At 40.7% G+C, this 23,515-nt stretch carries 27 protein-coding genes and 1 pseudogene; 17 read left to right on the top strand and 11 right to left on the bottom strand.

The annotated features are described in order from the left end of the window. Positions 1 to 157 precede the first annotated feature (157 nt). Together HWQ37_RS19635 and HWQ37_RS19640 are read left to right on the top strand one after the other, a co-directional pair. The gene (locus HWQ37_RS19635) at positions 158 to 295 is read left to right on the top strand and encodes a hypothetical protein (RefSeq protein WP_292749883.1); all 138 of its coding nucleotides are present in this window, start codon (positions 158 to 160) and stop codon (positions 293 to 295) included. Positions 296 to 345: 50 nt separating this feature from the next. Further along, positions 346 to 1,146, top strand: a complete 801-nt coding sequence (locus HWQ37_RS19640; protein ID WP_292749886.1) for an SDR family oxidoreductase — start codon at positions 346 to 348, stop codon at positions 1,144 to 1,146. A 249-nt stretch (positions 1,147 to 1,395) separates the two neighbouring features. Here the strand turns inward: HWQ37_RS19640 and HWQ37_RS19645 are convergent, their stop codons facing one another. Both HWQ37_RS19645 and HWQ37_RS19650 read right to left on the bottom strand, forming a co-directional pair. Next, a complete protein-coding gene (locus HWQ37_RS19645; RefSeq protein WP_292749889.1) occupies positions 1,396 to 2,439 on the bottom strand; it encodes an Mrp/NBP35 family ATP-binding protein in 1,044 nt (347 codons plus the stop codon). Between the two features lie 192 nt (positions 2,440 to 2,631). Beyond that, complete coding sequence (locus HWQ37_RS19650) at positions 2,632 to 3,603, bottom strand: HEAT repeat domain-containing protein (protein ID WP_292749891.1); 972 nt, start codon at positions 3,601 to 3,603, stop codon at positions 2,632 to 2,634. 84 nt (positions 3,604 to 3,687) lie between these two features. Here HWQ37_RS19650 and HWQ37_RS19655 point away from each other — a divergent pair, with 84 nt between their 5' ends. After that, positions 3,688 to 3,939 (top strand): type II toxin-antitoxin system HicA family toxin, encoded by a 252-nt coding sequence (locus HWQ37_RS19655; protein ID WP_292749893.1) that lies wholly within the window; start codon positions 3,688 to 3,690, stop codon positions 3,937 to 3,939. 38 nt (positions 3,940 to 3,977) lie between these two features. On the opposite strand, the gene HWQ37_RS19660 is transcribed toward HWQ37_RS19655, so the two are convergent. The 6 genes from HWQ37_RS19660 to HWQ37_RS19685 all read right to left on the bottom strand — a co-directional run bounded on the left by HWQ37_RS19660 (position 3,978) and on the right by HWQ37_RS19685 (position 9,615). Then, a complete protein-coding gene (locus HWQ37_RS19660; protein ID WP_292749895.1) occupies positions 3,978 to 4,205 on the bottom strand; it encodes a 4Fe-4S dicluster domain-containing protein in 228 nt (75 codons plus the stop codon). Between the two features lie 87 nt (positions 4,206 to 4,292). Continuing rightward, a complete protein-coding gene (maiA, locus tag HWQ37_RS19665) occupies positions 4,293 to 5,000 on the bottom strand; it encodes a maleylacetoacetate isomerase (protein WP_292749898.1) in 708 nt (235 codons plus the stop codon). Positions 5,001 to 5,080: 80 nt separating this feature from the next. Further along, positions 5,081 to 5,782: an HAD family hydrolase gene (locus HWQ37_RS19670; RefSeq protein ID WP_292749901.1), complete on the bottom strand. Its 702-nt coding sequence runs from the start codon at positions 5,780 to 5,782 to the stop codon at positions 5,081 to 5,083. Positions 5,783 to 5,788: 6 nt separating this feature from the next. Beyond that, positions 5,789 to 7,498, bottom strand: a complete 1,710-nt coding sequence (locus HWQ37_RS19675; protein WP_292749904.1) for a fumarate reductase/succinate dehydrogenase flavoprotein subunit — start codon at positions 7,496 to 7,498, stop codon at positions 5,789 to 5,791. A gap of 26 nt (positions 7,499 to 7,524) precedes the next feature. Beyond that, complete coding sequence (locus tag HWQ37_RS19680) at positions 7,525 to 8,589, bottom strand: sulfonate ABC transporter substrate-binding protein (RefSeq protein ID WP_292749906.1); 1,065 nt, start codon at positions 8,587 to 8,589, stop codon at positions 7,525 to 7,527. A gap of 186 nt (positions 8,590 to 8,775) precedes the next feature. After that, positions 8,776 to 9,615: an Rpn family recombination-promoting nuclease/putative transposase gene (locus HWQ37_RS19685; RefSeq protein WP_292749909.1), complete on the bottom strand. Its 840-nt coding sequence runs from the start codon at positions 9,613 to 9,615 to the stop codon at positions 8,776 to 8,778. 161 nt (positions 9,616 to 9,776) lie between these two features. On the opposite strand from HWQ37_RS19685, the gene HWQ37_RS19690 reads away from it, so the two are divergent. The 12 genes and pseudogenes from HWQ37_RS19690 to HWQ37_RS19745 all read left to right on the top strand — a co-directional run bounded on the left by HWQ37_RS19690 (position 9,777) and on the right by HWQ37_RS19745 (position 18,602). After that, on the top strand, positions 9,777 to 10,508 hold the full coding sequence (locus HWQ37_RS19690; RefSeq protein WP_292749911.1) for an ABC transporter ATP-binding protein: 732 nt from the start codon (positions 9,777 to 9,779) through the stop codon (positions 10,506 to 10,508). A gap of 186 nt (positions 10,509 to 10,694) precedes the next feature. Next, positions 10,695 to 10,859, top strand: coding sequence for a hypothetical protein (locus tag HWQ37_RS19695; RefSeq protein WP_292749913.1), 165 nt, complete (start codon positions 10,695 to 10,697; stop codon positions 10,857 to 10,859). Between the two features lie 27 nt (positions 10,860 to 10,886). Beyond that, positions 10,887 to 11,651: a red chlorophyll catabolite reductase gene (locus tag HWQ37_RS19700; protein ID WP_292749915.1), complete on the top strand. Its 765-nt coding sequence runs from the start codon at positions 10,887 to 10,889 to the stop codon at positions 11,649 to 11,651. 16 nt (positions 11,652 to 11,667) lie between these two features. Then, on the top strand, positions 11,668 to 13,086 hold the full coding sequence (locus HWQ37_RS19705; protein WP_292749917.1) for an aldehyde dehydrogenase family protein: 1,419 nt from the start codon (positions 11,668 to 11,670) through the stop codon (positions 13,084 to 13,086). A gap of 83 nt (positions 13,087 to 13,169) precedes the next feature. Continuing rightward, positions 13,170 to 13,643, top strand: a complete 474-nt coding sequence (locus tag HWQ37_RS19710; RefSeq protein ID WP_292749920.1) for a type II toxin-antitoxin system VapC family toxin — start codon at positions 13,170 to 13,172, stop codon at positions 13,641 to 13,643. Between the two features lie 3 nt (positions 13,644 to 13,646). Continuing rightward, positions 13,647 to 13,862 carry a hypothetical protein gene (locus tag HWQ37_RS19715; protein WP_292749923.1) on the top strand — a complete coding sequence of 72 codons (216 nt, stop codon included), beginning with the start codon at positions 13,647 to 13,649 and terminating at the stop codon, positions 13,860 to 13,862. After that, positions 13,859 to 14,035: pseudogene (locus HWQ37_RS19720) on the top strand (histidine--tRNA ligase); the annotation flags it as partial. The gene HWQ37_RS19715 and the pseudogene HWQ37_RS19720, both read left to right, overlap by 4 nt. 604 nt (positions 14,036 to 14,639) lie before the next feature. Beyond that, positions 14,640 to 15,086, top strand: coding sequence for a DUF3598 family protein (locus HWQ37_RS19725; RefSeq protein ID WP_292749926.1), 447 nt, complete (start codon positions 14,640 to 14,642; stop codon positions 15,084 to 15,086). 226 nt (positions 15,087 to 15,312) lie between these two features. Next, positions 15,313 to 16,701: a histidine--tRNA ligase gene (gene hisS, locus HWQ37_RS19730; protein WP_292749928.1), complete on the top strand. Its 1,389-nt coding sequence runs from the start codon at positions 15,313 to 15,315 to the stop codon at positions 16,699 to 16,701. Positions 16,702 to 16,904: 203 nt separating this feature from the next. Further along, positions 16,905 to 17,570, top strand: a complete 666-nt coding sequence (locus HWQ37_RS19735; protein WP_292749931.1) for a Uma2 family endonuclease — start codon at positions 16,905 to 16,907, stop codon at positions 17,568 to 17,570. Beyond that, positions 17,560 to 17,916, top strand: coding sequence for a XisI protein (locus tag HWQ37_RS19740; protein WP_292749934.1), 357 nt, complete (start codon positions 17,560 to 17,562; stop codon positions 17,914 to 17,916). Before HWQ37_RS19735 ends, HWQ37_RS19740 begins: the two co-directional genes overlap by 11 nt. Before the next feature lie 110 nt (positions 17,917 to 18,026). Further along, positions 18,027 to 18,602, top strand: a complete 576-nt coding sequence (locus tag HWQ37_RS19745; RefSeq protein ID WP_292749937.1) for a TMEM175 family protein — start codon at positions 18,027 to 18,029, stop codon at positions 18,600 to 18,602. A 118-nt stretch (positions 18,603 to 18,720) separates the two neighbouring features. Here the strand turns inward: HWQ37_RS19745 and HWQ37_RS19750 are convergent, their stop codons facing one another. From HWQ37_RS19750 to HWQ37_RS19760, 3 genes are all read right to left on the bottom strand, one after another. Further along, a complete protein-coding gene (locus HWQ37_RS19750) occupies positions 18,721 to 19,434 on the bottom strand; it encodes a rubrerythrin family protein (RefSeq protein ID WP_292749940.1) in 714 nt (237 codons plus the stop codon). A gap of 224 nt (positions 19,435 to 19,658) precedes the next feature. Continuing rightward, positions 19,659 to 20,399, bottom strand: a complete 741-nt coding sequence (locus tag HWQ37_RS19755; protein ID WP_292749942.1) for an SDR family oxidoreductase — start codon at positions 20,397 to 20,399, stop codon at positions 19,659 to 19,661. Between the two features lie 119 nt (positions 20,400 to 20,518). Further along, entirely contained in the window at positions 20,519 to 21,835 is a 1,317-nt protein-coding gene (locus tag HWQ37_RS19760; protein ID WP_292749945.1) for an efflux RND transporter periplasmic adaptor subunit, read from the bottom strand. A gap of 828 nt (positions 21,836 to 22,663) precedes the next feature. Here HWQ37_RS19760 and psaK point away from each other — a divergent pair. Then, a complete protein-coding gene (gene psaK, locus HWQ37_RS19765) occupies positions 22,664 to 22,924 on the top strand; it encodes a photosystem I reaction center subunit PsaK (RefSeq protein WP_292749948.1) in 261 nt (86 codons plus the stop codon). A gap of 187 nt (positions 22,925 to 23,111) precedes the next feature. Next, entirely contained in the window at positions 23,112 to 23,423 is a 312-nt protein-coding gene (locus tag HWQ37_RS19770) for a hypothetical protein (protein ID WP_292749950.1), read from the top strand. Positions 23,424 to 23,515 lie beyond the last annotated feature (92 nt).

Below are 23,515 nucleotides of genomic sequence, written 5' to 3' on the forward strand. Positions count from 1 at the left end.
AATCTAGTTCCCTCCCCTTTGCAAGGGGAGGGTTAGGGTGGGGTAAAAAATATTTGATACCGACAAGAAGACTTTTCAAACATCCTCTTAGACAAAAATGGCTGATTTCAGTTTAGCTATGTAGCGCGATCGCTATTGATGTTTCATCAGTACTGTAATGACGGACAGCAATGATACAGAAATCAAGATACTTTTAGATTGCACATCTGGTGAGAGTCAAGGCATCTTGAACATCCACAATACAGGTTCTCAGTCAGCAATATTATTAATTCGCGCTGAGTCTATTGCAATTTGATTTGAGTATGAAATTCAAACAATTAATATTTTCAACACAGGTAAATCATTATGAGCTTAGAGCTACAACTATCAGGTAAAACAGCAATTGTTACAGGTGGAAGTGCAGGTATTGGATTAGCCACTGCCAGAGCTTTGTACAGTGAAGGTGTGAATGTAGCGATCGCTGCTCGTAATCAAGAAAAGTTAGAAAAAGCAGTAGCCGATATCCAATCCTTAACGACTCCAGGCGCTAAAGTGATTTCTATCAGTGCCGACCTAACTCAAGTAGAAAGTATTGATCGGGTTGTCTCTACAACGCTGGCACAATTTGGTCAGATTGATATCCTGATTAACAATGCTGGTTCAGCCCGTGCAGGGTCTTTTTTAGAATTGGGTGATGATGCTTTTTTAGATGCTTGGAATCTGAAATTGTTGGGCTACATTCGATTAGTTAGAGCCGTTGTACCTCATCAAAAAAATCGGCGCGATGGGCGAATTGTCAACATTATTGGTGGTGCAGCACGTACACCTCGTCCGTCCTTCCTCCCAGGCGGTACAACCAATGCTGCTTTATTAAACTTCACGCGAGGAATTTCTAAAGAGTTAGCCCAGCATAATATTCGCATTAACGCTATTTCACCCGGCCTAACTGGTACAGAGCGTGCCGAACGTTTGGCAGAGCAAAATGCTCAAATTCGTGGTGTTAGTGTAGAAGAAATCAAGGCGGAATCATTAAAAGCAATACCTCTGGGAAAAATCGTTAAGCCAGAAGAGATTGCTGCACTGGCTTTATTTTTAGTCTCCGATCTTGCCTCTTCAATTACTGGGGCAGAAATTCTGGTTGATGGTGGCAATACTCCTGGTGTTTAAATAGCGGTTCTAAATCTTTCGTGACAACAAAGTATTCGATTTTTTGAAAAAGTCGGGTATCTGAATTTTGTAATTCATATCTAGCACCAGGATCTTCTCACGCCTGGTGCTTTTAATTTTTTATTCAATAAACTTATTTTATCATTTCAAGAACAAAGAGTATTTGCTCTTAAGTAAAACAATGTTTGGTGAGTTGATGGCGATCGCTCGATGTCAAAACAGGGCAATTGATTGAAGTTCCTGAAGCTACTAAACTTGGTCAAGCTGCGTAGTTTGATCGTGTAACGTAAAAGTAGTATTTAACGAAGTAGCTATTTGTGTAAAAACCTCCTTTGCTAGTGAAGCGTATTCACTTATCGCAATCGGATTTCCAGTATCACTACCACTACAAATGCGGGGATCAATGGGAATTTGTCCCAACAGAGGCGCTTGTAATTCTGCGGCCAGTTGTTCGCCGCCACCACTACCAAAAATCGGTGTGTGTGAACCACAATCACCGCAAATTAAATAACTCATATTTTCAATGATGCCAAGGACAGGAACACCCACTTGGCGAAACATATATATATTACGTCGTACATCGGAAACAGCCACTTGTTGAGGAGTTGTCACTAAAATGACTCCACAAATTGGGCTTTCTTGGATAATTGTAATTTGAGCATCACCTGTACCGGGAGGTAAATCTATTAATAAATAATCTAATTCCCCCCATTCCACATCTTGCAAAAATTGCGTGATAATTTTATGCAATACAGGCCCCCGCCATGCCAAAGGACGATTTGCTTCTGCAAGTAAACCCACTGACATTATTTTTATTCCCTGAGCTTCTAGAGGTAAAAACTTATCACCTGTGGGAGTATTAATCACTTGAATATCAGCTTGTCCTAAACCCAACATCTGGGGAACATTGGGGCCATAAACATCAGCATCTAATAATCCTACTTTTGCACCTTGTAATTTTAAAGCTGCGGCGATATTAACGGCTGTTGTGGATTTGCCCACACCACCTTTACCACTAGAAACTGCAAGAGTTATTTTAACACCGGGAATTGTACAAATTTGAATATAAGTTTTTTTACACCAAGATAGAGATGATAATTTAGATTCAATCTCTGGCTGTAATTGGTGCTGATGAGAACCGATATATAAACGCAGGTAAATATAGTCATCAACTATGCGTAAGTTTCGGATCATTCCCAAACTAACGATGTCATTTTTTAAGATAGGTTCGATAACCTGTTTGAGGAGTTGGACTACTTCTTGCTGATAGAAATCATCCTTTGATTGCATCATTATTGTCAATTCACTTAGAGGATGTTTTAAAAGTCATGATTGATTGATGTATAAAATATTTTTACCCCACCCTAACCCTCCCCTTATAAAGGGGAGGGAACCGGATTTTCTTGTTTCCCCCCTTTATAAGGGGGGATTAAGGGGGGTAATAATTCGATTAAAATCACAGCTAACCACTTTTCAAACAACCTCTTAACCCAATACGACTTTTTTATCTGTCTGAATCTTCTGAATTGCTCGTTGCGCTTGGATGGACACTTCTTTGTCAGGATCGTCTAAGGCTTGTTGCAGGGGGTTAATAACGTCGGGATGAGCTAAATTTCCAAGTGCGATCGCAGCTTCTTTTCTTACATCTGCATATTCATCTGTTAATGCTTGAATTAATCTCGGCATAACTTGAATATCTGGGATTTTTTGCAAAGCTTGTGCTGCTGATTTCCGCACTTGCCAATGTTCATCACCTAAAGCTATTTCTAATGCTGAAATTGCTTGATTATTTGCATGAATAGCCAAAGATTTCGCTGCATTACGGCGAACTTGCCAGTCACTATCATTTGTAAGTGCTTGACAAAGTATTGTAATCACGTCTGCATCTTGTAAATGTTCTAAAGTTAAAGCAGCAGCACGACGTACACTTGCTTCCTCATCAAAGATTAAATTTAAAGCTTGCGGACATTTTTCTAGTTGATTGATATATCGCAGTGTGGTAATAGCTGCCTCACGTAATTCAGGATTTTTTGATGCTAAAAATGATAAAATATCCGGTAAAGATTGAATATCATGTATTTTCCGCAAAAGCACTAAAATATTTAATTGAATATTTACATCATTACTTTGGAGTTTATCTAGTAAAAGTAACAATTCATCTTGTGTAACTAACTCGTTTAATGCTGATGCGGCTTCAGTGCGAATATCTGCATCTGTTGAACTGAGGCATTCAATTAAAGCCGGGATTGCAGCAGGATTGGCAATTTCCCAAAGGGCAGATATTGCTATTTTCTGAACAATAATATGTTCGTCTTTCAAAGCTATAATTAAAGCGTCGATTGTTTCATCATCGCCTAGATGTTGCAAGGTTTTGACAGCTACTATACGGTCATTTACGTCAGGCGATCGCAACATTTCCAACCATTGGTTTAATTCCAGATTATTACTTGCAGACATTTTGAATCCTAGAAGATGCGATTAAACAATTTGCCAAATACCGGAATGATATTCTAAAGCAGTTAAAGGGAGTGATTCGTCATAATGGTTAAAAATATTCAGTTTATTGCTCTAGAAGAATTGCTTTTAAAGACAGGTTTTGTAAAAGTAGCAACAACTGGCTCTCAACAAGTCTATCAGTATCCATCATCGGGAACTTTAGTCATCTTACCACCTTACGAACAGCAAGCGTATGTTCAGCCTGTACATTTGGTAGCTGTACGTCGAGTATTGCTAGAAAATGGTTTAATCAACACGAATACTTTTGATAGTTTTTTAGAAAAGGTTGCAAGCTAAAATGGTTTTGTTACAAGCAAGTTAATAACCTTATACAACTAGCGCAACAAAAAGGGAATTTGCACAGTAATTGCATTGGTTGGACATTCTTTTTCACAAGGCAGGCAAAACCAACACTCATCATATTTCATATAAGCTTTCCCCGTTTCTGGATTCTTTGCCAAGACATCCAAGGGACAAACTTCAATACAGGCTGTGCATTTTTCCAAACATTTTGATTCATCAATAATCACAGGAACATCTATTCTTTGATTGATTAAAGCCATAAAAACTATTTGCCCTTTTTTATTAATTATACTATTGTCCTGGAACATTCAATCGACATTAGTAGGTATTGTATAGAATTTGCTTGATTAATATTCATCATCAGGATGATACTCTGAAGCATCAGGTTGTAAATCAGGCTGTGCAGCAACAAAGGCTGGATGTTTTACACATAATTCATATATTTTGTAAATATTTGGATATGCTTCTAAAGGGTATTCAAATCTTTCAGCATTATAAACTTGGGGTACAAGAAAAATATCCGCTATTGTTGGTTCATTACCATAACAGAAATCACCACGAAATTTACTATTAACCAACAGTTTTTCTAGTGCATTCAAGCCTTCACCTAGCCAATAGTGATACCAATTTGTTTTTTCTACATGATTCAGTCCTATTGGTAAAGTGAGATACTTGCGAACTCTCATGATATTCAAAGGATGGATATCACAGCCTATTAAAAGTGCAATTTGGCGTGTGTAAGCTCTTGCTACAGCATCTATTGGCAAAAGTGCTGGTTTTTGATAACGTTCTTCAAGATATTCAATAATAGCTAATGACTGCGTAATCACAACATCACCATCAATCAGAGTCGGAACCATTTTTTGTGGGTTAATTTCACCGTATTCTGCTGTAAATTCTGGTTCACCTTTTCTTAGTTTAGAAACACTTTGATAAATATAGGGAAGCTTTTTAAGCTCTAGTGCAATTCTTACCCTATATGAAGCTGTTGAACGATAATAGCTGTAGAGTTTTAACATATTTAAATATGTAATATAATTATTTTTATTAAACATTATTTATATCAAGTGATGTCTAAACCAATCAACCGAATCCATACTATTGTATGGATATGACATCGTAGGTAGCTAACTATTTAATCTAAAAAATCCTGCAAATTTAAGAGTTGATTTACTATAAATTTTGGTTGAACTCCTTGCGGTAGAACTTGATTTTTTCTGTTGTAATAACAAAAATCAATATTGACTTGCATTGCTCCCGCATAGTCATGAGTGAGAGAATCTCCTACGTAAAGGACTTCTCCTGGTCTTAAATCTAATCTAGATAACGCATGATGAAATATCTCAGGAGATGGTTTAGCAAAACCAATTGCTTCAGAAACTACAACTGCTTCAAAAAAATGCTCAATTCCCGCAGCTTGCATTCTCGGTAGTTGTGCTGATACAAAACCGTTGGTGATAACAGCCAAACGATAATTATGTGAGAGAACAGTTAAGACTTCATTTACATCAGGTTCCATTACGCCCGAATGATTAAAAATATGCCAAAAACTTTGACTAATATTGCTGATTTGATCTGTTTGTATATCTAATTGAGCAAGTGTACTTCGATAAGACATCTCGATTAACTCACTAGGAGAAAAGATTTCTTGCTGTCTCCAATACTGGGAATTATAAGTTTCAAAGACTTGAAGAAAAATAGTCTCACTGATTCCATTTAAATCTAAAGATACTGCACAATCTTCTAATGCTCCTAGAATAGCTTGGCGTTCACATAGCTCAAAATTCAACAGTGTATTATCGAGATCAAAAATTATTGCTTTATAGAGCATTTTCATGGACATTCATTTAACTGCAACATCATAAAGTTCTTTGACTGCATCTACTTCCACAATATAAGGATCTACAGGACGCTTAAACAATACCATTTCCCCTAATTCATCTTTCTTTAAGTTGACATGACAAAACCACTCATCATCATTCTTTTCGGGGTAATCTAAACGGTAATGATAAAGACCCCAACGAGTTTCTTGACGATATAATGATGCTCTGGCTGCCATTTCTGCACAGTCTCGAATAAAGTGAACTTCTAGACTACGCATCAATTCATGAGGGTCACGAGCGCCCATTATCTCTAATATTTCTTGATATTGCACAAAATGTTTTAAACCAATCTCGATTTTATTACCTGATTTTGGTGGTTGCAGATAATCATTAACTAAGCGTCTTAATTTATATTCTACCTGGGTATGAGGTACACCATTGGGACGAGTTAAAGGTGCATAAATTCTGGCTTTTTCAGCTTCTAAAAAATCTGTATCTGGTTCAATAAAATCTAAATCTTGGATATATTCAATGGCATGAGTTCCGGCTATGCGACCAAAAACAAATGCTCCAATCATGTAATTATGGGGAACGCTGGCCATATCTCCGGCTGCATATAAACCTGTGACGGTTGTTTGAGCGTTTTCATTTACCCATACACCAGAAGCACTATGACCGCTACATAAGCCTATTTCGGAAATGTGCATCTCTACGCCGTGGGTGCGGTAATCTTCATTTCTGCCTTGATGAAAACGTTCTCTACTTGGGCGTTCATTCGCCCACAATATTGATTCAATTTCAGCGATTGTATCTTCATCAAGATGGGTCATTTTGAGTTGGACTGGCCCTTTTCCAGAATTTAATTCTTTCCAGATTTCCAACATCATTTGACCACTCCAATAGTCACAACTAATGAAGCGATTTCCTTCGGCGTTAGCAGTATGAGCGCCAAAAGGCCCTGCAACATAAGCACAGGCGGGGCCGTTGTAATCTTTGATTAAAGGATTAACTTGAAAGCATTCAATGTTGCTAAGTTCTGCTCCTGCATGATAAGCCATTGAATAGCCATCTCCAGCATTGGTAGGATTTTCATAAGTGCCGTAGAGATAGCCAGAAGCAGGTAATCCTAATCTGCCACAAGCCCCTGTACACAGGATGACTGCTTTAGCTTGAATGACAATATAATCACCGTTTCTGACATCAAATCCCACCGCACCAATAGCACGTCCTTCTTTGACTAATACGCGGGTTGCCATGACGCGATTTGTGACTTTGACTTTGTGGCGTTTGACTTGGCGGGTGAGAATTGTTTTGAGGTCTTTTCCTTCTGGCATCGGTAAGACATATTTACCCACACGATGCACTTGTTTTAAGTCATAGTTGCCTTGGGCATCTTTTTGAAATTTCACACCCCAACTTTCTAATTCTTGGATAACTTCATAACCTAATTTGCCTGTTTGATAAACGGCTTTTTGGTTGACAATGCCATCGTTAGCTAGGGTGATTTCGCGCACGTATTGTTCTGGTGTGGAATGACCGGGAATGACTGCGGTATTCACGCCATCCATACCCATTGCGATCGCACCACTCCGCCTTATGTTAGCCTTTTCTAAGATCAGCACCTCTGCATCGGGATTCGCTTGTTTGGCTTTAATTCCAGCCATTGTTCCGGCTGTACCGCCACCAATGACAAGTACATCCGTTTTTATTTGTTGGGTGTTAATGTCCATAAGCTTTTGCTAGTAGGGAGGAACTTCTAAGATTTATTACCGTTCCAAACGATATCTTTGACTTGGATTTGCTTGGGAACTAGCTTGATTTTGTAAAAAGTATCGGCAATGTTTTGTTGCTGAGTGATTACCTCATCTGTTAGCGGTAAAACGCCATACTTTCGTCGTTTTTCGGCAATTTCTAATGCTGCTGCGGGAATACCTAACTCTGGTTCTAAAAACTTGGCAACTTCTTCTGGATTATTTGTTGCCCATTTATTTACAATGCTTACTTCATCTAACAGGGTTTTCAACAAATCTGGGTGAGATTTAACAAACTCTTGACGCGCAAGATAGTAACCCCGATTCGGTGCTAAATTTGTTGCATCTGTTAATGTCCTAACCTTTGTGTCGTGTTCAACTGCTGCTAGGTAAGGGTCCCAAATTGCCCAAGCATCAACGTTACCACCAGTAAATGCTGCACGGGCATCTGCTGGTGTTAGATGTGCTGGTTGAATGTCACTATACTTTAATCCGGCAGCTTCTACAGCTTTGACAACAAGATAGTTAGTGTTCGAGCCTTTAGCAAAGGCTAATTTTTTCCCTTTCAGGTCAGCAACCGTTTTAATTGGTGAATCTTTCGGTACAATAATTGCTTCAGCTCTGGGACTCCAAGGATCGTAAGCAACATAAAGCAAGGGAGTACCTCCGGCTTGGGCAAATATTGGTGGTGATTCACCTGTATAGCCAAAGTCAATACTACCTGCGTTCATTGCTTCTAGTATTGGTGGGCCTGCGGGAAATTCTGCCCATGTCACCGAAGCACCAGCAGTCTTTAAAGTTTGCGCTAAATTGCCTCGGTTTTTGAGAACACTGAGAATAGTCGCCGCTTTTTGATAGCCGATACGAACTACCACACCTTGATTTACTGTCTGTGTTGCTACAGAGCTATCTGTATTGTTGGTGTTGGCAGAACACGCAGATATCACAAGAGTCAAACTTAACCCACAGGTAAAGAATAAGGCAAATATGCCAATTCTAGATATTTCATAATTTTGAAGAAAGCTGCTGACAATCCTCATCAGTCGATGTGGTAAATACTTACTGAACATACGTACATTATACTACAAGCAATATTAATACTACGATAAATAGAGCAGCTTACCGTATTTTACTAATAGAATATTCACATAGATAAGCCGCAAATGCAAGATCCGAAAAAGTATGCCTATATAGATGCACTCAGATAAGTGAGATTTATATTAATTTGAAATTGCTTTTAAGTAGGTTGCTGCAATTCATGTAAACAAAATACTCACAAATTCGTCTAAAGAATTCACTGCGATCGCGCTATCCATTAAAGTTTCTAATTGTTCCACATTTTTGCCCTCAAGCCTTACTTCCACTTCATGAGGAATTTCACCAAAGCGTTGTTCCAATACCCGAATTAACTGCCGTCGCGCACCCTCTTGAATACCTCTTTGCTCAATTTCCTGATACCAAGGCGATTCTCGCAATACTGCCATATCCCACCTCATGATTTCTTGCACTAAAGGCGTGTCTAACACAAAGCTAGCAAAAAATGCCAGCAATGATTCTAACTCGTTCAACTGTGCATCTGCTCGTAGCGCCTGTAATGCGCGTTGCACAACAGATACCTCTCCCCCTCCTCGCAGGATTGGCACAAAGGGTAACAACGATGGTAATGGTTGCCCAAACACTATTTCAGCATCGATTTCCCACAAATTGATCGTGCGATAATCTTGGATAGCACGTAACCCCAAAAATTCCTGCTCGTAACTACTGACAATAGTTAAGGTGGATGGGGGCGGTAAAATGTTGATCAGTACTGGGTAAGTTGGCAATTGATAACGTTCTTGTGCCAAGGCAGTATATGCTCTCATCCGTAGAGGTATCTGTGCCGTGTAACGCAACTGTAGTTCATTTAGTACTAGAAAATCTCCGTGAGTGGCACTGTATGCTTTCACCAAGACATCTGTTTCCCGGCTAATCCAGTGAAACTCAGAGCCGAGAATTTCTTTCGCCACGACTTCAGGACGCTGTGTCACCCACTGTACCCATGCATCGGGAGCTAAATTAATTAGTCGTTTGCTACCAATATCTGCTACTTTTGCCACAGGACGCTTGATATCTTTATCAGTAACTAATAGTACATCATAAAGATTGCAGTATTCTGGCGTTAATTTTTAAGTTGAAGCAATGTCTACGCACTGTTTTAAGAAATGTATGATTGATGTATGTTAGGTTTTGAATCAACATTTCTGGATGTAAACCGCCGATGAAATCCGATAGTAGACCAGATTATACAATTTTAGAAGTTCAAGAACTTGATGTTAATTATGGCGGTATTCAAGCTCTGAAAAAAATTAATTTAATTATTCAAAAAGGCGAGGTAGTTACTCTAATTGGTGCTAATGGTGCTGGTAAAACTACCACACTCCGCGCCATATCTAAAGTAGTTAATCCTAAGAGTGGCGTAATTATCTATAATGGACATAATATTAACCGTCGCCAAACTCACGAAGTTGTAAAACTTGGTATTGCCCATTGTCCTGAAGGACGTAGAGTATTAGCACGGCAAACAGTACTTGATAATTTACTTTTGGGTGCTTATATTCGCTCTAATCAAGCTGAGATCAAGGCAGACATTCAGCGTCAATTTGAGCTATTTCCCCGCTTGTCACAAAGACGAAATCAACTAGCAGGAACCCTCAGTGGTGGTGAACAACAAATGTTAGCGATCGCTCGTGCTGTCATGAGTAAACCACAACTCTTACTTTTAGATGAGCCTAGCTTAGGTTTAGCACCTGCGATCGTCCGGGAAATCTTCTCGATTATTGAAAATCTCCGGGCTACAGGTGTGACTATTTTGTTAGTTGAACAAAACGCAAATCTGGCGCTACAAATTGCCGATCGCGGTTATGTTTTAGAAGCTGGTTCTATTACCTTAACAGGTGCGGCATCAGAATTAATTAGTGATGAGCGAGTTAAAAAGGCTTATTTAGGGTAAATATTATATTGATGTTTACATTAGGAAAAGTTAGCACCCAAAAAGTATTAGAGTACATTAACGACCCGCATCACGGATAAATAAATTTATCCTGTTCGCTTATATCCCCCGCATGAATGACGGGGGCTTTACGCATCACGACTCGTAAGAAAATACAAATTTCTGAGTATTTTCTGACTTCTAGATATGACACTGCATCCAAAAAACCATTGGCAGATACCAGAGCAAACGGCACAGAGTATCCGTAAAAGTTGTCGGGGATCTGGACACCGAGTTTGGAATAGCAATTTTTGGGTTCAAAGATTGGGAGTTGGTATTTTGAGAGCGATCGCAGTCTGCAATGTAATATAAGCCTTGGTAGACTAAAAAACTCAAACTATGACTCAGCAACCAACCGATCTAGACAACAAAGCTGTATTTGAGCAGTTGTGGGAGATTACAAAGGAACTCCGCCAAAAACTAGAGGCTCGTTTTCAGTTACATCTAGATCCTTCTGTAGAAAATTTACAGCAATACAGCAGTCTCGATGGTAATATGAAGGGTTCGCTGACCGCTTTTTCTGGGGAAGAAATTGACTGGCTAGTGCATTCGTGGTTGGGAAATGCTCAAAAATCAAGCTTTAGCACTATGCGCCTCACCAATTGGTTGAAGTCGCAGATTCAGGTTCCTCATTTGGCCTTTGAATTTGGCACACTTCCGAATATTTTCTTTTATGTAGATTACATTCCCCGGACTGAGCTTTTAACCGATTTGGCATATTTCGATCGCTACTACGAGCCGGTTAATCCAACATTCTTAAAGTTACAGGAAGATTCGCGGCTCAAGGTGTTTACTAGCAAAAGTGCATATATTCGTCTATTTCAATCGCCCGTTAGTCTTTGCTACATAGGCGCGCCTACCTTTGAAACCCTGGAATTAATTCGCACACTTGCACACGAAACACTCGATCGCTGGTTAACCTGGGTAGATGCAGCTGAACCAGTGCCAGAAGATGCACGCACCGCTTTAGCTGCTCGTGATTTGGCACTCCGCCGGATCAGTGCGGAACGCGATCCAGGTAATAAATTTGCCGCACAGATGTTTGGCTCAGAATTGACAGATAGACTTGTGCGATCGCTCTGGGGTGGCGATCGCATTCTCTAAATTTGACAAACGACAAATGACAAAACCAATAGAAGTCCGCAATCCCCGAACTGGCAAATTTGATTACGTAATTATCCCGCCGCCTCCCAGACTGGTATTACAGCAATGTAGGCGGACACGTAGGGTACAAGTTCGCTGGCAGCAGTTGGGCTTAGAGGGGAGAATTGAAGCCTTACAGCAGTGGAAGGAAGCGATATTATCTGGACGCGATCGCCTCACGGAAGCTTTGGTAAATGATACAGGAAGACTCTCAGGTTCGGTATTAGAAATAGACTCCTTCCTCTCCAGCATCGATCGCTGGTGTCGATTAGCACCGGAATTACTGCAAGAATCGGCAAAAAATACCGCCATTCCCTTTATTGCCTTACAACAAACATCTGTTCCTTATCCCCTCGTTGGGGTAATTAGCCCGTGGAATTTTCCCCTGTTACTGTCTACTATTGATACAATTCCGGCATTGCTCGCAGGTTGTGCCGTCATTGTCAAACCCAGTGAAATCACTCCCCGCTTCGTAGCACCACTGATTACAGCCCTCAACGCCGTTCCCAAATTGCACGACGTATTAACTTTTGTTGAAGGAGCGGGCGCAACCGGATCTGTTTTGATTGAAAATGTAGACTTAGTATGTTTTACAGGCAGTGTCGCCACAGGACGAAAAGTTGCACAGGCGGCTGCCAAACAGTTTATTCCAGCTTTTTTGGAATTAGGAGGCAAAGATCCTGCGATCGTTTTAGAATCAGCCAACTTAGAATTAGCAACCTCAGCAATATTGTGGAGTTCCGTCGTCAACACCGGACAGTCATACTCTGCAATTGAGCGAATTTACGTTGCAGACTCCATATTTGAAAAGTTTTACCATCAACTAGTAGCCAAAGCCCATCGCCTCGAGCTAGCCTATCCCACAGTCGAAAGTGGAGAAATTGGCCCGATCATCGCCGAAAAACAAGCAGCCGTTATTAGCGATCATCTTCTAGATGCAGTGGAAAAAGGAGCAGTAATTCACTGCGGCGGTGTAATCGAAGACTTAGGGGGCGGTTGGTGGTGTCGTCCCACAGTGCTTACCCAGGTTAATCATTCCATGAAAGTGATGACTGAAGAAACTTTTGGACCGATTATGCCAGTCATGCCTTTTTCTACAGTAGAGGAAGCAATATCTTTAGCCAACGACTCAATTTATGGATTAAGTGCTGCTGTATTTGCTTCAGAAACAGAAGCCTTAGAAATTGCCCAACAAATAGATGCAGGTGCTATCAGTATCAACGATGCTGGACTCACCGCCATCATGCATGAGGGAGAGAAAAACCCCTTCAAATTCTCCGGTTTGGGAGGATCGCGCATGGGTGCGGCGGCGCTGAAACGGTTCATGCGAAAAAAAGCTATTTTGATTAAAACTAACGCTACTAATGACCCTTGGTGGTTTGAGAATGGGGAGTGACCCATTAATCTAACCATTACCACTTAACATCTTGGAGTAGCAATGAGCTGTAGGATGAGGGCAGATAAAATTTAGAAAGTACTGTGAGTGAAACCGTCTATATTGAAACCAGTGTTATTGGTTATCTGACAGCCAGATCGACCAAAAACCTGATTATTGCTGCCAATATCGAAACAACACGGGACTGGTGGGACTTTCGTCGAAACAACTTCACTCTTTACACTTCGGAGGCTGTTTTAGACGAAGTAGCTAAGGGAGATACAGCGATCGCCACTCAACGACTGGAAATTTTGCAAGACTTTCCTTTGTTGGCATTGAATCAAGCCGTACAAAGTTTAGCTATTCAATTCCTGACCCGGAGTAATCTGCCTCCGAAAGCAAAGGTAGACGCAATTCACATTGCCGCCGCAACCGTCCACGGCATGGATTATCTGTTAACGTGGAATTGTAAACATATTGCTAATGCTCAAATACAGGGTAAGTTAGCCGAGATTAGCCTTGATTTTGGCCATGTATTGCCTATCCTTTGCACACCCAACGAACTAATGGGATATTAGATCATGTGGACAGATGAGATTGTCGAAGAGATCCACCAAATCCGTGAAGAGTATGCGAAGTCTTTCAACTATGATTTAGATGCAATATTTGCAGACCTACGTAAGAAGGAAGCAGAAAGCGGCAGAGAAGTCGTGAACTTGTCGCGGAAGCCTGGTCTAATAACACGTTGGAGCGGACTAGCGAAAGATATTGATGGGGATGCAAAGGTGACAAAATAAACTTTTCTACCCCTAGCGGATTCCCAGAATTTCTTCCTAGCGAAAAGCGTCTAGAATTATATTTGTTAGATATCATCCGTAGAGTTTTTGAAAGCTATGGATTTACGCCCATCGAAACACCTGCTGTAGAACGTTTAGAAGTGCTGCAAGCTAAAGGGAATCAAGGCGACAGTCACGCATGGGTGTAGCGGCGCTAAAACGGTTCATGCGAAAAAAAGCTATTTTGATTAAAACTAACGCAAGTAGTAACCCTTGGTGGTTTGATAATCAAGAATAGAGCAATCCTAAATGAGTCCTGAAAATCTTTGGTTCCTCTCTCTGCGTTCTCTGCGCCTCTGCGGTTAATTTATTTTTACAAATGATTGAGGACTGCTATAGAGAATTGATAAAAGGAACAAATAAATATAAATGAAAAATAATATAGCGGTTCTCGTTTGTATGCAATACACTTTGACCTCTCTCCAAACCTCTCTCCTAAAAGGAGAGAGGCTTTGAATCTTACTCCCCAACGCTAGTAGGGAAGCAGGGTGGTTTCATACAAGCAGAGAAAAACTAAAACTAGGTTTCAAAGCCTCTCCCCCCGTGGGGGAGAGGTTTGGAGAGAGGGAAAAAGCCATGCCACTTTCACGAGAAATCAAGACTTATGTATTTTTCTTTTTTCGTATGAAACCACCCTGCCCAACGCTAGTAGGGAAGGGATTGGGGGTTAGGTCTGTATTCCACTCAACCGAGAAGCGCTATAGTCTCTCATAAAGCTTATAGAAATAGGAGTTGAACATGTCTATCATTAAAACAGAAATGCCCCTAATGTCCCGTCAAGAAGGAGAATGGTCAGGTTCTTATACACTGGTTGATACAGAAGGAAAAATTTTAGATAAATACACTTCTCATTTAAGCTGCAAATTTATTGAAAACCCTCCTTATTCCTACTACCAAATAAATCGCTACAAATGGCCTAATGGCAAACAAGAAGGACATCATTTTCCTGGTTTATATCGAGATAAAAAAGTCTGGTTTGACACCGAACGTCTTGAGGGTAATGCCTGGGAAGTAGACGATGCAACTATTATGTTCCGATTTACTTTTAAGAAGGCTCCGGGTGCTTACTTATATGAAGTGATTTTCCTCAGCCCTTGCAATAACTATCGTTTCCGCACCTGGCATTGGTTTAAGAACGATCAACTCTACCAACGTACATTGGTGCAAGAAGAACGGATAAAATAGACATAGGAGTAGAGAAGCTCCGCTCCACTAACCGGGCGACTAGAAGTCGCGGCTACACAAACTCTCACCTGCCTATCGCGCTTGCGCTGCGCTTGGCGCACCACGCAGGTTAAAAACCTTAATTTTCTCTTAGTCCACGGAGGTGGACTAAGTTTTGTGTAGTAGCGAATTCTATTCGCCCAATACTTTTCTTTCATCTCAAATTTCAACTTAGTAAGGTACACGCATGGCCAAAGGTGACAAAATAAACTTTTCTACCCCTAGCGGATTCCCAGAATTTCTTCCTAGCGAAAAGCGTCTAGAATTATATTTGTTAGATATCATCCGTAGAGTTTTTGAAAGCTATGGATTTACGCCCATCGAAACACCTGCTGTAGAACGTTTAGAAGTGCTGCAAGCTAAAGGGAATCAAGGCGACAATATCATTTATGGAATCGATCCCATACTGCCACCAAATCGACAAGCCGAGAAAGATAAATCGGGCGAAACTGGTTCGGAAGCCAGAGCTTTAAAGTTCGATCAAACAGTTCCTTTAGCGGCGTATATTGCCCGTCACCTGAATGAATTAACCTTTCCCTTTGCCCGCTACCAAACAGATGTAGTTTTTCGGGGAGAACGGGCAAAAGATGGGCGTTTTCGTCAGTTTCGTCAGTGCGATATTGATGTAGTTGCCCGTCGTGAACTCAGTTTGCTCTATGATGCTCAGATGCCAGCAATTATCACTGAGATATTTGATGCAATTAATATTGGTGATTTTCTGATTCGCATCAATAACCGAAAAGTTCTGACTGGTTTTTTTAAATCATTGGGAATTGCCGAAAATCAAATTAAATCGTGTATTGGGATTGTTGATACTCTAGAAAAGATTGGCGAAAGTAAAGTAAAACAAGATTTAGAAAAAGAAGGGATTTCAGCAGAACAGGCACAAAAAATTATTGAATTTATCAAAATAGACGGTTCCGTTGATGAAGTCTTAGAGAAGCTCAAGCACCTCGCCGAAAATCTGCCAGAAACCGAGCAATTGAGTTTAGGAGTTAGCGAATTAGAAACGGTAATTGCTGGAGTACGTAATCTCGGAGTTGCCGAAAATCGTTTCTGTATTGATTTATCAATTGCCCGTGGTCTTGATTACTATACTGGCACTGTTTACGAAACAACCCTATTAGGACATGAAGCTTTAGGTAGTATTTGTTCTGGCGGGAGATATGAAGAATTAGTTGGGGTATTTTTGGGTGAAAAAATGCCAGGTGTAGGCATTTCGATTGGCTTAACTCGTTTAATTAGTCGCTTGCTAAAAGCTGGAATTATAAGTACCTTAGCTGCTACACCCGCCCAAGTGATGGTAGTGAATATGCAAGAAGATTTAATGCCCACTTATTTAAAAGTTTCTCAACATCTGCGTCAGGCAGGAATTAATGTGATAACTAACTTTGATAAGCGTCCCTTGGGTAAACAATTTCAATTAGCAGACAAGCAAGGAATTCAATTCTGTGTAATCATTGGTTCTGAAGAAGCAGCAGCGCAAAAGTCATCGCTCAAGGATTTGAAAACAGGTGAGCAAGTAGAAGTGCTATTAGAAAATTTGGCTGAGGAAGTTAAAAAAAGGCTTACCTAAAAGTTGATTTATAAAGTAGCAACTGTCTATTGCAATCTGCCTCATATACTCTACTTATTTGGAAGTCTTTTATGAGTTTATCCGATCTCCCTAATCTCTGGGTTCCTCTAGCACTTTTAGGTTTAATTGTTATAGCTGCTGTATTTTTCAGTCGCAGCAATTGATATTTAAAGCATTACAGTTGATGTGGAGGTATCAGTTCTATGTTCGCTGTTGTTACACCCGATAAAATCCATTTGCCCCCAGGTGCGGTAGTACGCCTACCTGGAAGTTGGCAAGATTATCAAGCATTGAATGAACAACTAGGCGATCGCTCTTCGCCTCGGATCAAGTATCGAGATGGAGAAATTATCTTGATGGCACCGCTACCAGAACATGGGCGTAAAGTAAGTGTAATTGCAGATGTAGTAAAAGTTTTGCTCGATCATCTAGGACAAGAATACGAGGCATTTACCCCAATCACAATGGAACTACCACAGGAAAGTGGTATAGAACCAGACTACTGTTTTTATATTGAAAACTGGCAAGCAATCGCAGGTAAAAACCGCATCAATTGGGGCATCGATCCATCACCCGATTTAGTAGTGGAGATAGACATCACTAGTTACACTGATGTGAATGACTACCTACCTTATCGAGTACCAGAAGTTTGGTTGTTCAGGAAAAACCAGCTTGTAATTTACAGATTGCAAGGCGATGTCTCACGACAAGCCGCTTTGCGTCTACGCTACACTGTTGAAACCAGTAGCCGTTATTTCCCTAATATCAATGTGTCAGAAGTAGTCACAGATTGTTTAAAAATTGCCTACGAGCGCAATACTAGCGCTGCTATTCGGGAATTACGGCGGAAATTGGCGAGTGAGAATTAAAGATTTTGATTTTGCGAGAGTAGAACAGTACCGCCAAAGCATCTGCCAAGTATTAACGTCTCACGCTACTTTTGAGATTGGCAGTTCAGGCATTGAGTCTCAGCTTGTGTTTGATAAAGAACATGACCACTACCAGCTTTTAGAAATTGGCTGGGAGGGACTGAAGCGAATCTACAACTGTATCATCCATTTAGATATTAAGGATGGGAAGATTTGGATTCAGCGCAATATGACTGATGTAGATATTGCGCGGGAATTAGTAGAAATTGGTGTGCCGAAAGAGGATATTATTCTAGGTTTACATCCGCCGTATAAACGTCCCTATACAGGGTATGGAGTAGCCTAAACAAAAGCGCGACCATAGCGCAGACAATCTTCACCAATGGCGACTACTTGGTACGATAAAGTACAGAATGTCACAACTTACTTTCAAGTAAATAAAAAAGGAATGCGTACATGGGAAAAGGGAGATTAGAAGCATTCAGCGATGGGGTGATTGCCATCATCATCACCATTATGGTGCTAGAAATCAAAGTACCGCATGGGGATGATTTAGCTGCGCTACGTCCACTAATCCCGATATTTTTAAGCTATGTGCTGAGTTTTATTTATATCGGCATCTACTGGAACAATCACCATCACCTACTACAAGCAGTCCGACACGTTAATGGCCGTATCCTTTGGGCTAATCTGCATCTGCTGTTTTGGTTATCGCTAGTCCCCTTCGTCACTGGCTGGATGGGTGAGAATCACTTTGCCGCCATGCCAGTTGTCCTTTATGGTACGGTGTTATTGTTGGCTGCGATGGCTTACTTCATCCTTACCCGCACCCTGATTTCTCACCACGGCAGAGATTCGACTCTAGCGATCGCAGTTGGTGAAGACTTCAAAGGAAAATTATCAGTAGTTGTCTATGCTGTAGCAATTCCACTTGCCTTTGTCAACTCATGGTTTGCCTGTGCATTATACGCTTTAGTCGCAGTCATCTGGCTGATCCCCGATCGTCGTATTGAAAAAACTCTCACACCCTAAAGGAATTAGGAATTACTTAAAATTAGAGATGGTAAATGTCCAGATCCCCGACTTCTTGAATAAGTCGGGGATCTAATTTTTTACAAATGATTTAGGATTGCTATAGTTGATTCTCCTCTTAAGCTGCAACCTTTTCCTTAAATGGTTTAAAAGTTTTTTTGCTAGCACCGCAAATTGGACATTCCCAGTTTTCTGGAATTTCTTCAAAAGGTGTACCAGGTGCAATCCCCGAATCAGGATCGCCAGCAACGGGATCGTAAATCATACTGCATTGCGTACAAATCCATTTACGAGTTTTAGGATCTTCACCTGCAACTCTGGTTGCTGCTTGTCCTCCGTTTAATACTTCTAAGGCTTCAGTGTAGCGATCGGCGTGGTAATTTTCGATGGATTTTAACAAGCCAAAACGGTGAGCAGCTTCCCGAAATGTGTTGGCATGCTCGGTAGATTCTTGAGCTTGTTTGAGAAATTCTTCAGCCGCAGGATTATCGCTATCGCGTTGGGCATCGGCGGCAAACTCTGGATACATTGTGGTATATTCATAAGTCTCGCCTTCAATTGCCAAGGATAAACAGCGAGATACAATTTCCCGCTTTTGTTCATCAGTTAAAGCACCTGAATCTTCTACCACAAGTTCTGGATGTAGTAACTTAAAATGTGCAAAAGCGTGTTCAGTTTCTTGTTCTGCTGTTTCTTTAAAAAGTTTTGCCAAGTCTGTAAACCCAAGTTGACGCGCCACCTCAGCAAAAAACAGATACTTACGATTTGCCATCGATTCACCACCGAAGGCAGCTTCTAAGTTTTGAAGTGTAGTAAAGTTGGACAAATCCATAATTTTTGAATGTCTGAGAAGTGATATTGAGTACGAAAATACAGACTTTACAACCGGATAGACTAACCGTTATTTGTATAACTTAGAAACAGTTTATACAAACTTTTTCAGCCCAGATTAGTAATCCGCTTTGTTAGCTGCTCTGGGATAATTATATTCCAGTAAAAAGCTCGAATTAATGGAAGTAGCAGGTTAATTTTCACCTAACTAGAGCTTTGAGCGCCTCACGCGATTCCACCGTTGACACGAATATTTTGCCCAGTGATCCACCTAGCTTCATCGCTGGCGAGAAATGCTACAACATCGGCGATTTCTTGCACATCTCCGAGTTTGCCAAAAGCAGCCATTTGCGCTAAACGATCTATCTGTTCTTGTGTTTTGCCTTCTCGGAATAGTTCTGTATCGGTGGGGCCAGGAGAAATAACATTAACTGCGATCGCTTTTGCACCCAATTCTTTAGCTAGTACCCGCGTGATTTGTTCAACAGCACCCTTGGTTCCTACATAGGCACTATAAGTTGGCAGCATCATCGCCGTAGTTGATGAGGAAAAGTTGATAATTCGTCCCCCTTCTGATATATGTTGCGCGGCTTGTTGGCAAGTAAAATAAGTGCCTTTGACGTTAATGGCAAAAATCGCGTCGAAATCTTCTTCACTCACCTCAGTAATTGGTTTATAGAAGGCGATTCCGGCATTATTGACCAAAATATCAACTTTACCAAAGCGCTCAAGTGTTTGCTTAAATAACCGTTCGATGTCGGGTACTTTGCTAATATCAGCTTGAATAGCAACTGCCTCTACTCCCAACTTTTCAATTTCTGCAACAACTTCTTGTGCTTTGCCCGCATTACCCGCATAGTTGACGACAATAGATGCACCGTTACCAGCTAATTTTAGTGCGATCGCCCGTCCAATTCCCCGCGATGCACCAGTGATAATTGCAACTTTTCCTACTAAAGATGCCATAGATTAATCGGTTTTATTTTGGTTTACCAAAGTGATTATCTGCTGTTACAGTACTGTTCCAAGGTTAAATTTAGCGATCGCTGTCATTAGTCATTAGTTATTTCTTCCACCCCTTTTAATTAAGATTCTGGAACGATCGCCATACCATCCCTAAGATTAAGCAACCCTGAAATAATAACTTTATCTTCTGGCTGTAATCCTTCAATAACTTGGTAATTATTATCTTTAATCTCGCCTAGCTTGACTCGTCTCTGCCGAGCTACTTGTTGGGATACACCTTGGGGAGATATCTCGGTTTCAACAACATAAACAAAAGTGTCTCCGCCTACACGAGTCATTGCTGTTGTGGGAATTAAAACTCCGGGGCGCTGATTCCAGAACACTCTAGTCCTGACTAATTGATCTGCACGTAGCTGATTGTTAGTGTTGTCAAAAAGTGCCTTAATCAATATCGTTTGTGTTTCATTGCTGGCATTCGGTGCAATAAAAAATATCCTACTTCTACCAAGTTTTTGACCTTGTGTGTTCATCACCTCTACTGGCATTCCCTCACGCAATTGAGGCCCTTGCTGTAGTGGTACAGAGATATTCACTTCTAAAGGTCGATTTTGCGTAATATTAACTAATGGTGTAGAAGTATTAACTAAATCACCAACTTTCACAGCGATCTTGCCAATAGTGCCACTAAAGGGAGCGGTAATTTTGTTGGACTGGAGCTGTTGTGTTTGAGTATTTACATTAGATTGCTGTAAAGATTTTTCAGCTTGTAAGATAGTGGCTCGTTGTGCTTGAATCCTGGAATCAATTGCATCCAGAATAGTCTTAGCATTAGCGAGCCGATTAGCAACCTGATTGCTAGTCTGTCGAGATACAGCTCCTTGTTCAGCTAAGGTGACAAACTTTTCGTAGTTCTGCTGATACAATTGCACATTCGCAACGTAAGATGGTCGTTCTGCTTCTAAAGATTTGAGTGTAGCGCGGGCATTTGCCAATTGCACTAAAAATGCTTGAGGCGCAGTATTCTTAAGAGCGATCGCTGCCTGTGGTGTAGGATCTACTTGGAGAATTGCCGCTCCTTCGATAACTGGATCTCCCGATTTGACAAGTATTTGGGTAACTTGACCCTGAATCTTCGGCTGGAGCGTGACTGAGCGCAGGGATTTTAGACTAGCAATAAAATCTGAACTTTCCTCAATTATGCCGCTTTGCACTGTTGATATTTTGACTCTTACCCCTTGAGGTTGAGCGTTAGCAGTTGAAGGTGCTGAATTTTGCGGAGTCAGTAAACGCCAAACTAGAGCTGCTCCGCCTCCTAACAATAGGAGTGCAGTTAAAAACAACCAAAGCCACCGCCGTTTTCCAGAAGGTGGCTCAAATGAGGTTTCTGGAGTTTTAGCTTTTTCTCCAAAATCAGTTTGAGGCTCAGGGGATGTCATGGCTTTTGAGGAACTTAAGGAACAAATTAACTAGAATTCATTGAACCTCACACGACTTGAAGTCGCGTGATTCCTGCTTCAACGATCTGTGCCTGAATTGCTCCAGGTCTTACAAGTTCTCCACAGGCGTTTTTAAAGTCTCCGGCGCACCGACGGCGACTTTCAAACAAGTACCTAAAAGTTAAGTATGTTTAACCTCTGTACCTTAAAGATTTTACCCACTAGAGGATCGATACAAAAGTATCTATTTCCTAGTAGAACCCTATATCTTTAGTTGTCGTGGTTCAGATTAGCTTGGTTTTCGCTGTATCCTAATTTTAACAGAATATGGAGCGCCTAACTCATGACTGGAAGCCACGAGTGTGCGGCTTGCGGAAATCAAAATTTCATTTGTCGATCTTGAAATTACTGATTTAGCATGAGGTTTTGTGGCAAGTTATGTGTTAGCCCATCCAAATATACAGTTTTGATGATTCTGTATAAATCTACCGAAAGGTGAATCCGCTCCTTAAATATCTTACTTCAGCTATATCCTGCAAAAATTCGGAAATCTTTTTATTCGTAACTCCTGCACGGATTGCTATAAATGCAATAATTTCATCGGAATAACTGCTATCTATGTATAAATAAAGACTAACGATCTGCTTATTTCAGAGGTTGAAATTCCAACTATCTACCACAGTCAGCTCACCGCGTTGAACTCATATTGTATTAAGTAGTAAGAATAACTGTTAAATATTGATGCAAAATCGGGTAATTTCTTGAATTTGCTTCGGAAAGTTTCAGATCATGTTTTCAACCATTAATAAATTTCAGGAGCAAATCTAGGTGTTGACTTCAACCTTACTCGCTGCTGCAACCACACCTCTGCAATGGAGTCCTACAGTTGGACTGATTATGATTATTGCTAATATCGTTGCCATTGCCTTTGGCAAATCTAGCATCAAGTATCCCAATGCAGAACCAGGACTACCCTCAGCCAATTTGTTTGGTGGTTTTGGTTTACCAGCCCTTTTAGCAACTACCGCCTTTGGTCATATCTTAGGAGTGGGTACTATCTTAGGGCTGCATAACCTGGGAAGAATTTAGGTTCTTACCCAAGTTAGCCTTTATTTGATGATTCTTTTGTCTCCAGCTTTGAGCCAGATAACTAACTCTCTGGCTCTTTTTTTTAATCGTCATTCATTTTTCCAGACTGACTCGCTTGTAGTAAAGGCTACCTTACGGGTTCTGCGAAGCAGTACAGCCCTGGTTTTATGCAGTAGTCAGATATGTTATGACAGTATTGATTGCTCAAAGCCTTGAAGCAACTGGAAATTATCGGTATCTAAACAGCATGACAGACATAACAGATTTATCAAAAATAATTGCCAGCAAAGGCGACAATCCACTAATTCTGTCACCTGTAAACTTGCAGTCACAAGAAGACTTAGAACTTGAGCGAAAACTGCGAGAACTCAAGTTTAAACAAGAACTAAGAAAAGATTGGATTTTATTTATTATCAGGGATGTAGTAATTTTTCCTGCCGCCATCCTTTTTATTTTTGCTGTCAGTGGTTATTCCCTATTTACTCAGATTCATAGGTGATAAGCTAATCGTCATTCATTTTTCCAGAATGATTCGCTTTTAGTAAGGGCTTCAGCCCTGCTTTTATGCAACTTAAATGCCGATTAGCTTAT

The organism is Nostoc sp. NMS4, assembly GCF_017115095.1.
Classification (GTDB): Bacteria; Cyanobacteriota; Cyanobacteriia; order Cyanobacteriales; family Nostocaceae; genus Nostoc.

Coding starts and splice junctions, on each gene's coding strand:
- HWQ37_RS19705 (WP_292749917.1), top strand. CDS start 11,668: ATGACAAAACCAATAGAAGTCCGCAATCCCCGAACTGGCAAATTTGAT.
- HWQ37_RS19670 (WP_292749901.1), bottom strand. CDS start 5,782: ATGAAAATGCTCTATAAAGCAATAATTTTTGATCTCGATAATACACTG.
- HWQ37_RS19700 (WP_292749915.1), top strand. CDS start 10,887: ATGACTCAGCAACCAACCGATCTAGACAACAAAGCTGTATTTGAGCAG.
- HWQ37_RS19635 (WP_292749883.1), top strand. CDS start 158: ATGACGGACAGCAATGATACAGAAATCAAGATACTTTTAGATTGCACA.
- HWQ37_RS19655 (WP_292749893.1), top strand. CDS start 3,688: ATGGTTAAAAATATTCAGTTTATTGCTCTAGAAGAATTGCTTTTAAAG.
- HWQ37_RS19690 (WP_292749911.1), top strand. CDS start 9,777: ATGAAATCCGATAGTAGACCAGATTATACAATTTTAGAAGTTCAAGAA.
- HWQ37_RS19750 (WP_292749940.1), bottom strand. CDS start 19,434: ATGGATTTGTCCAACTTTACTACACTTCAAAACTTAGAAGCTGCCTTC.
- HWQ37_RS19680 (WP_292749906.1), bottom strand. CDS start 8,589: ATGTTCAGTAAGTATTTACCACATCGACTGATGAGGATTGTCAGCAGC.
- HWQ37_RS19755 (WP_292749942.1), bottom strand. CDS start 20,399: ATGGCATCTTTAGTAGGAAAAGTTGCAATTATCACTGGTGCATCGCGG.
- HWQ37_RS19760 (WP_292749945.1), bottom strand. CDS start 21,835: ATGACATCCCCTGAGCCTCAAACTGATTTTGGAGAAAAAGCTAAAACT.
- HWQ37_RS19645 (WP_292749889.1), bottom strand. CDS start 2,439: ATGATGCAATCAAAGGATGATTTCTATCAGCAAGAAGTAGTCCAACTC.
- HWQ37_RS19735 (WP_292749931.1), top strand. CDS start 16,905: ATGTTCGCTGTTGTTACACCCGATAAAATCCATTTGCCCCCAGGTGCG.
- hisS (WP_292749928.1), top strand. CDS start 15,313: ATGGCCAAAGGTGACAAAATAAACTTTTCTACCCCTAGCGGATTCCCA.
- HWQ37_RS19650 (WP_292749891.1), bottom strand. CDS start 3,603: ATGTCTGCAAGTAATAATCTGGAATTAAACCAATGGTTGGAAATGTTG.
- HWQ37_RS19695 (WP_292749913.1), top strand. CDS start 10,695: ATGACACTGCATCCAAAAAACCATTGGCAGATACCAGAGCAAACGGCA.
- HWQ37_RS19745 (WP_292749937.1), top strand. CDS start 18,027: ATGGGAAAAGGGAGATTAGAAGCATTCAGCGATGGGGTGATTGCCATC.
- HWQ37_RS19725 (WP_292749926.1), top strand. CDS start 14,640: ATGTCTATCATTAAAACAGAAATGCCCCTAATGTCCCGTCAAGAAGGA.
- HWQ37_RS19675 (WP_292749904.1), bottom strand. CDS start 7,498: ATGGACATTAACACCCAACAAATAAAAACGGATGTACTTGTCATTGGT.
- HWQ37_RS19660 (WP_292749895.1), bottom strand. CDS start 4,205: ATGGCTTTAATCAATCAAAGAATAGATGTTCCTGTGATTATTGATGAA.
- HWQ37_RS19715 (WP_292749923.1), top strand. CDS start 13,647: ATGTGGACAGATGAGATTGTCGAAGAGATCCACCAAATCCGTGAAGAG.
- HWQ37_RS19770 (WP_292749950.1), top strand. CDS start 23,112: ATGACAGTATTGATTGCTCAAAGCCTTGAAGCAACTGGAAATTATCGG.
- HWQ37_RS19640 (WP_292749886.1), top strand. CDS start 346: ATGAGCTTAGAGCTACAACTATCAGGTAAAACAGCAATTGTTACAGGT.
- maiA (WP_292749898.1), bottom strand. CDS start 5,000: ATGTTTAATAAAAATAATTATATTACATATTTAAATATGTTAAAACTC.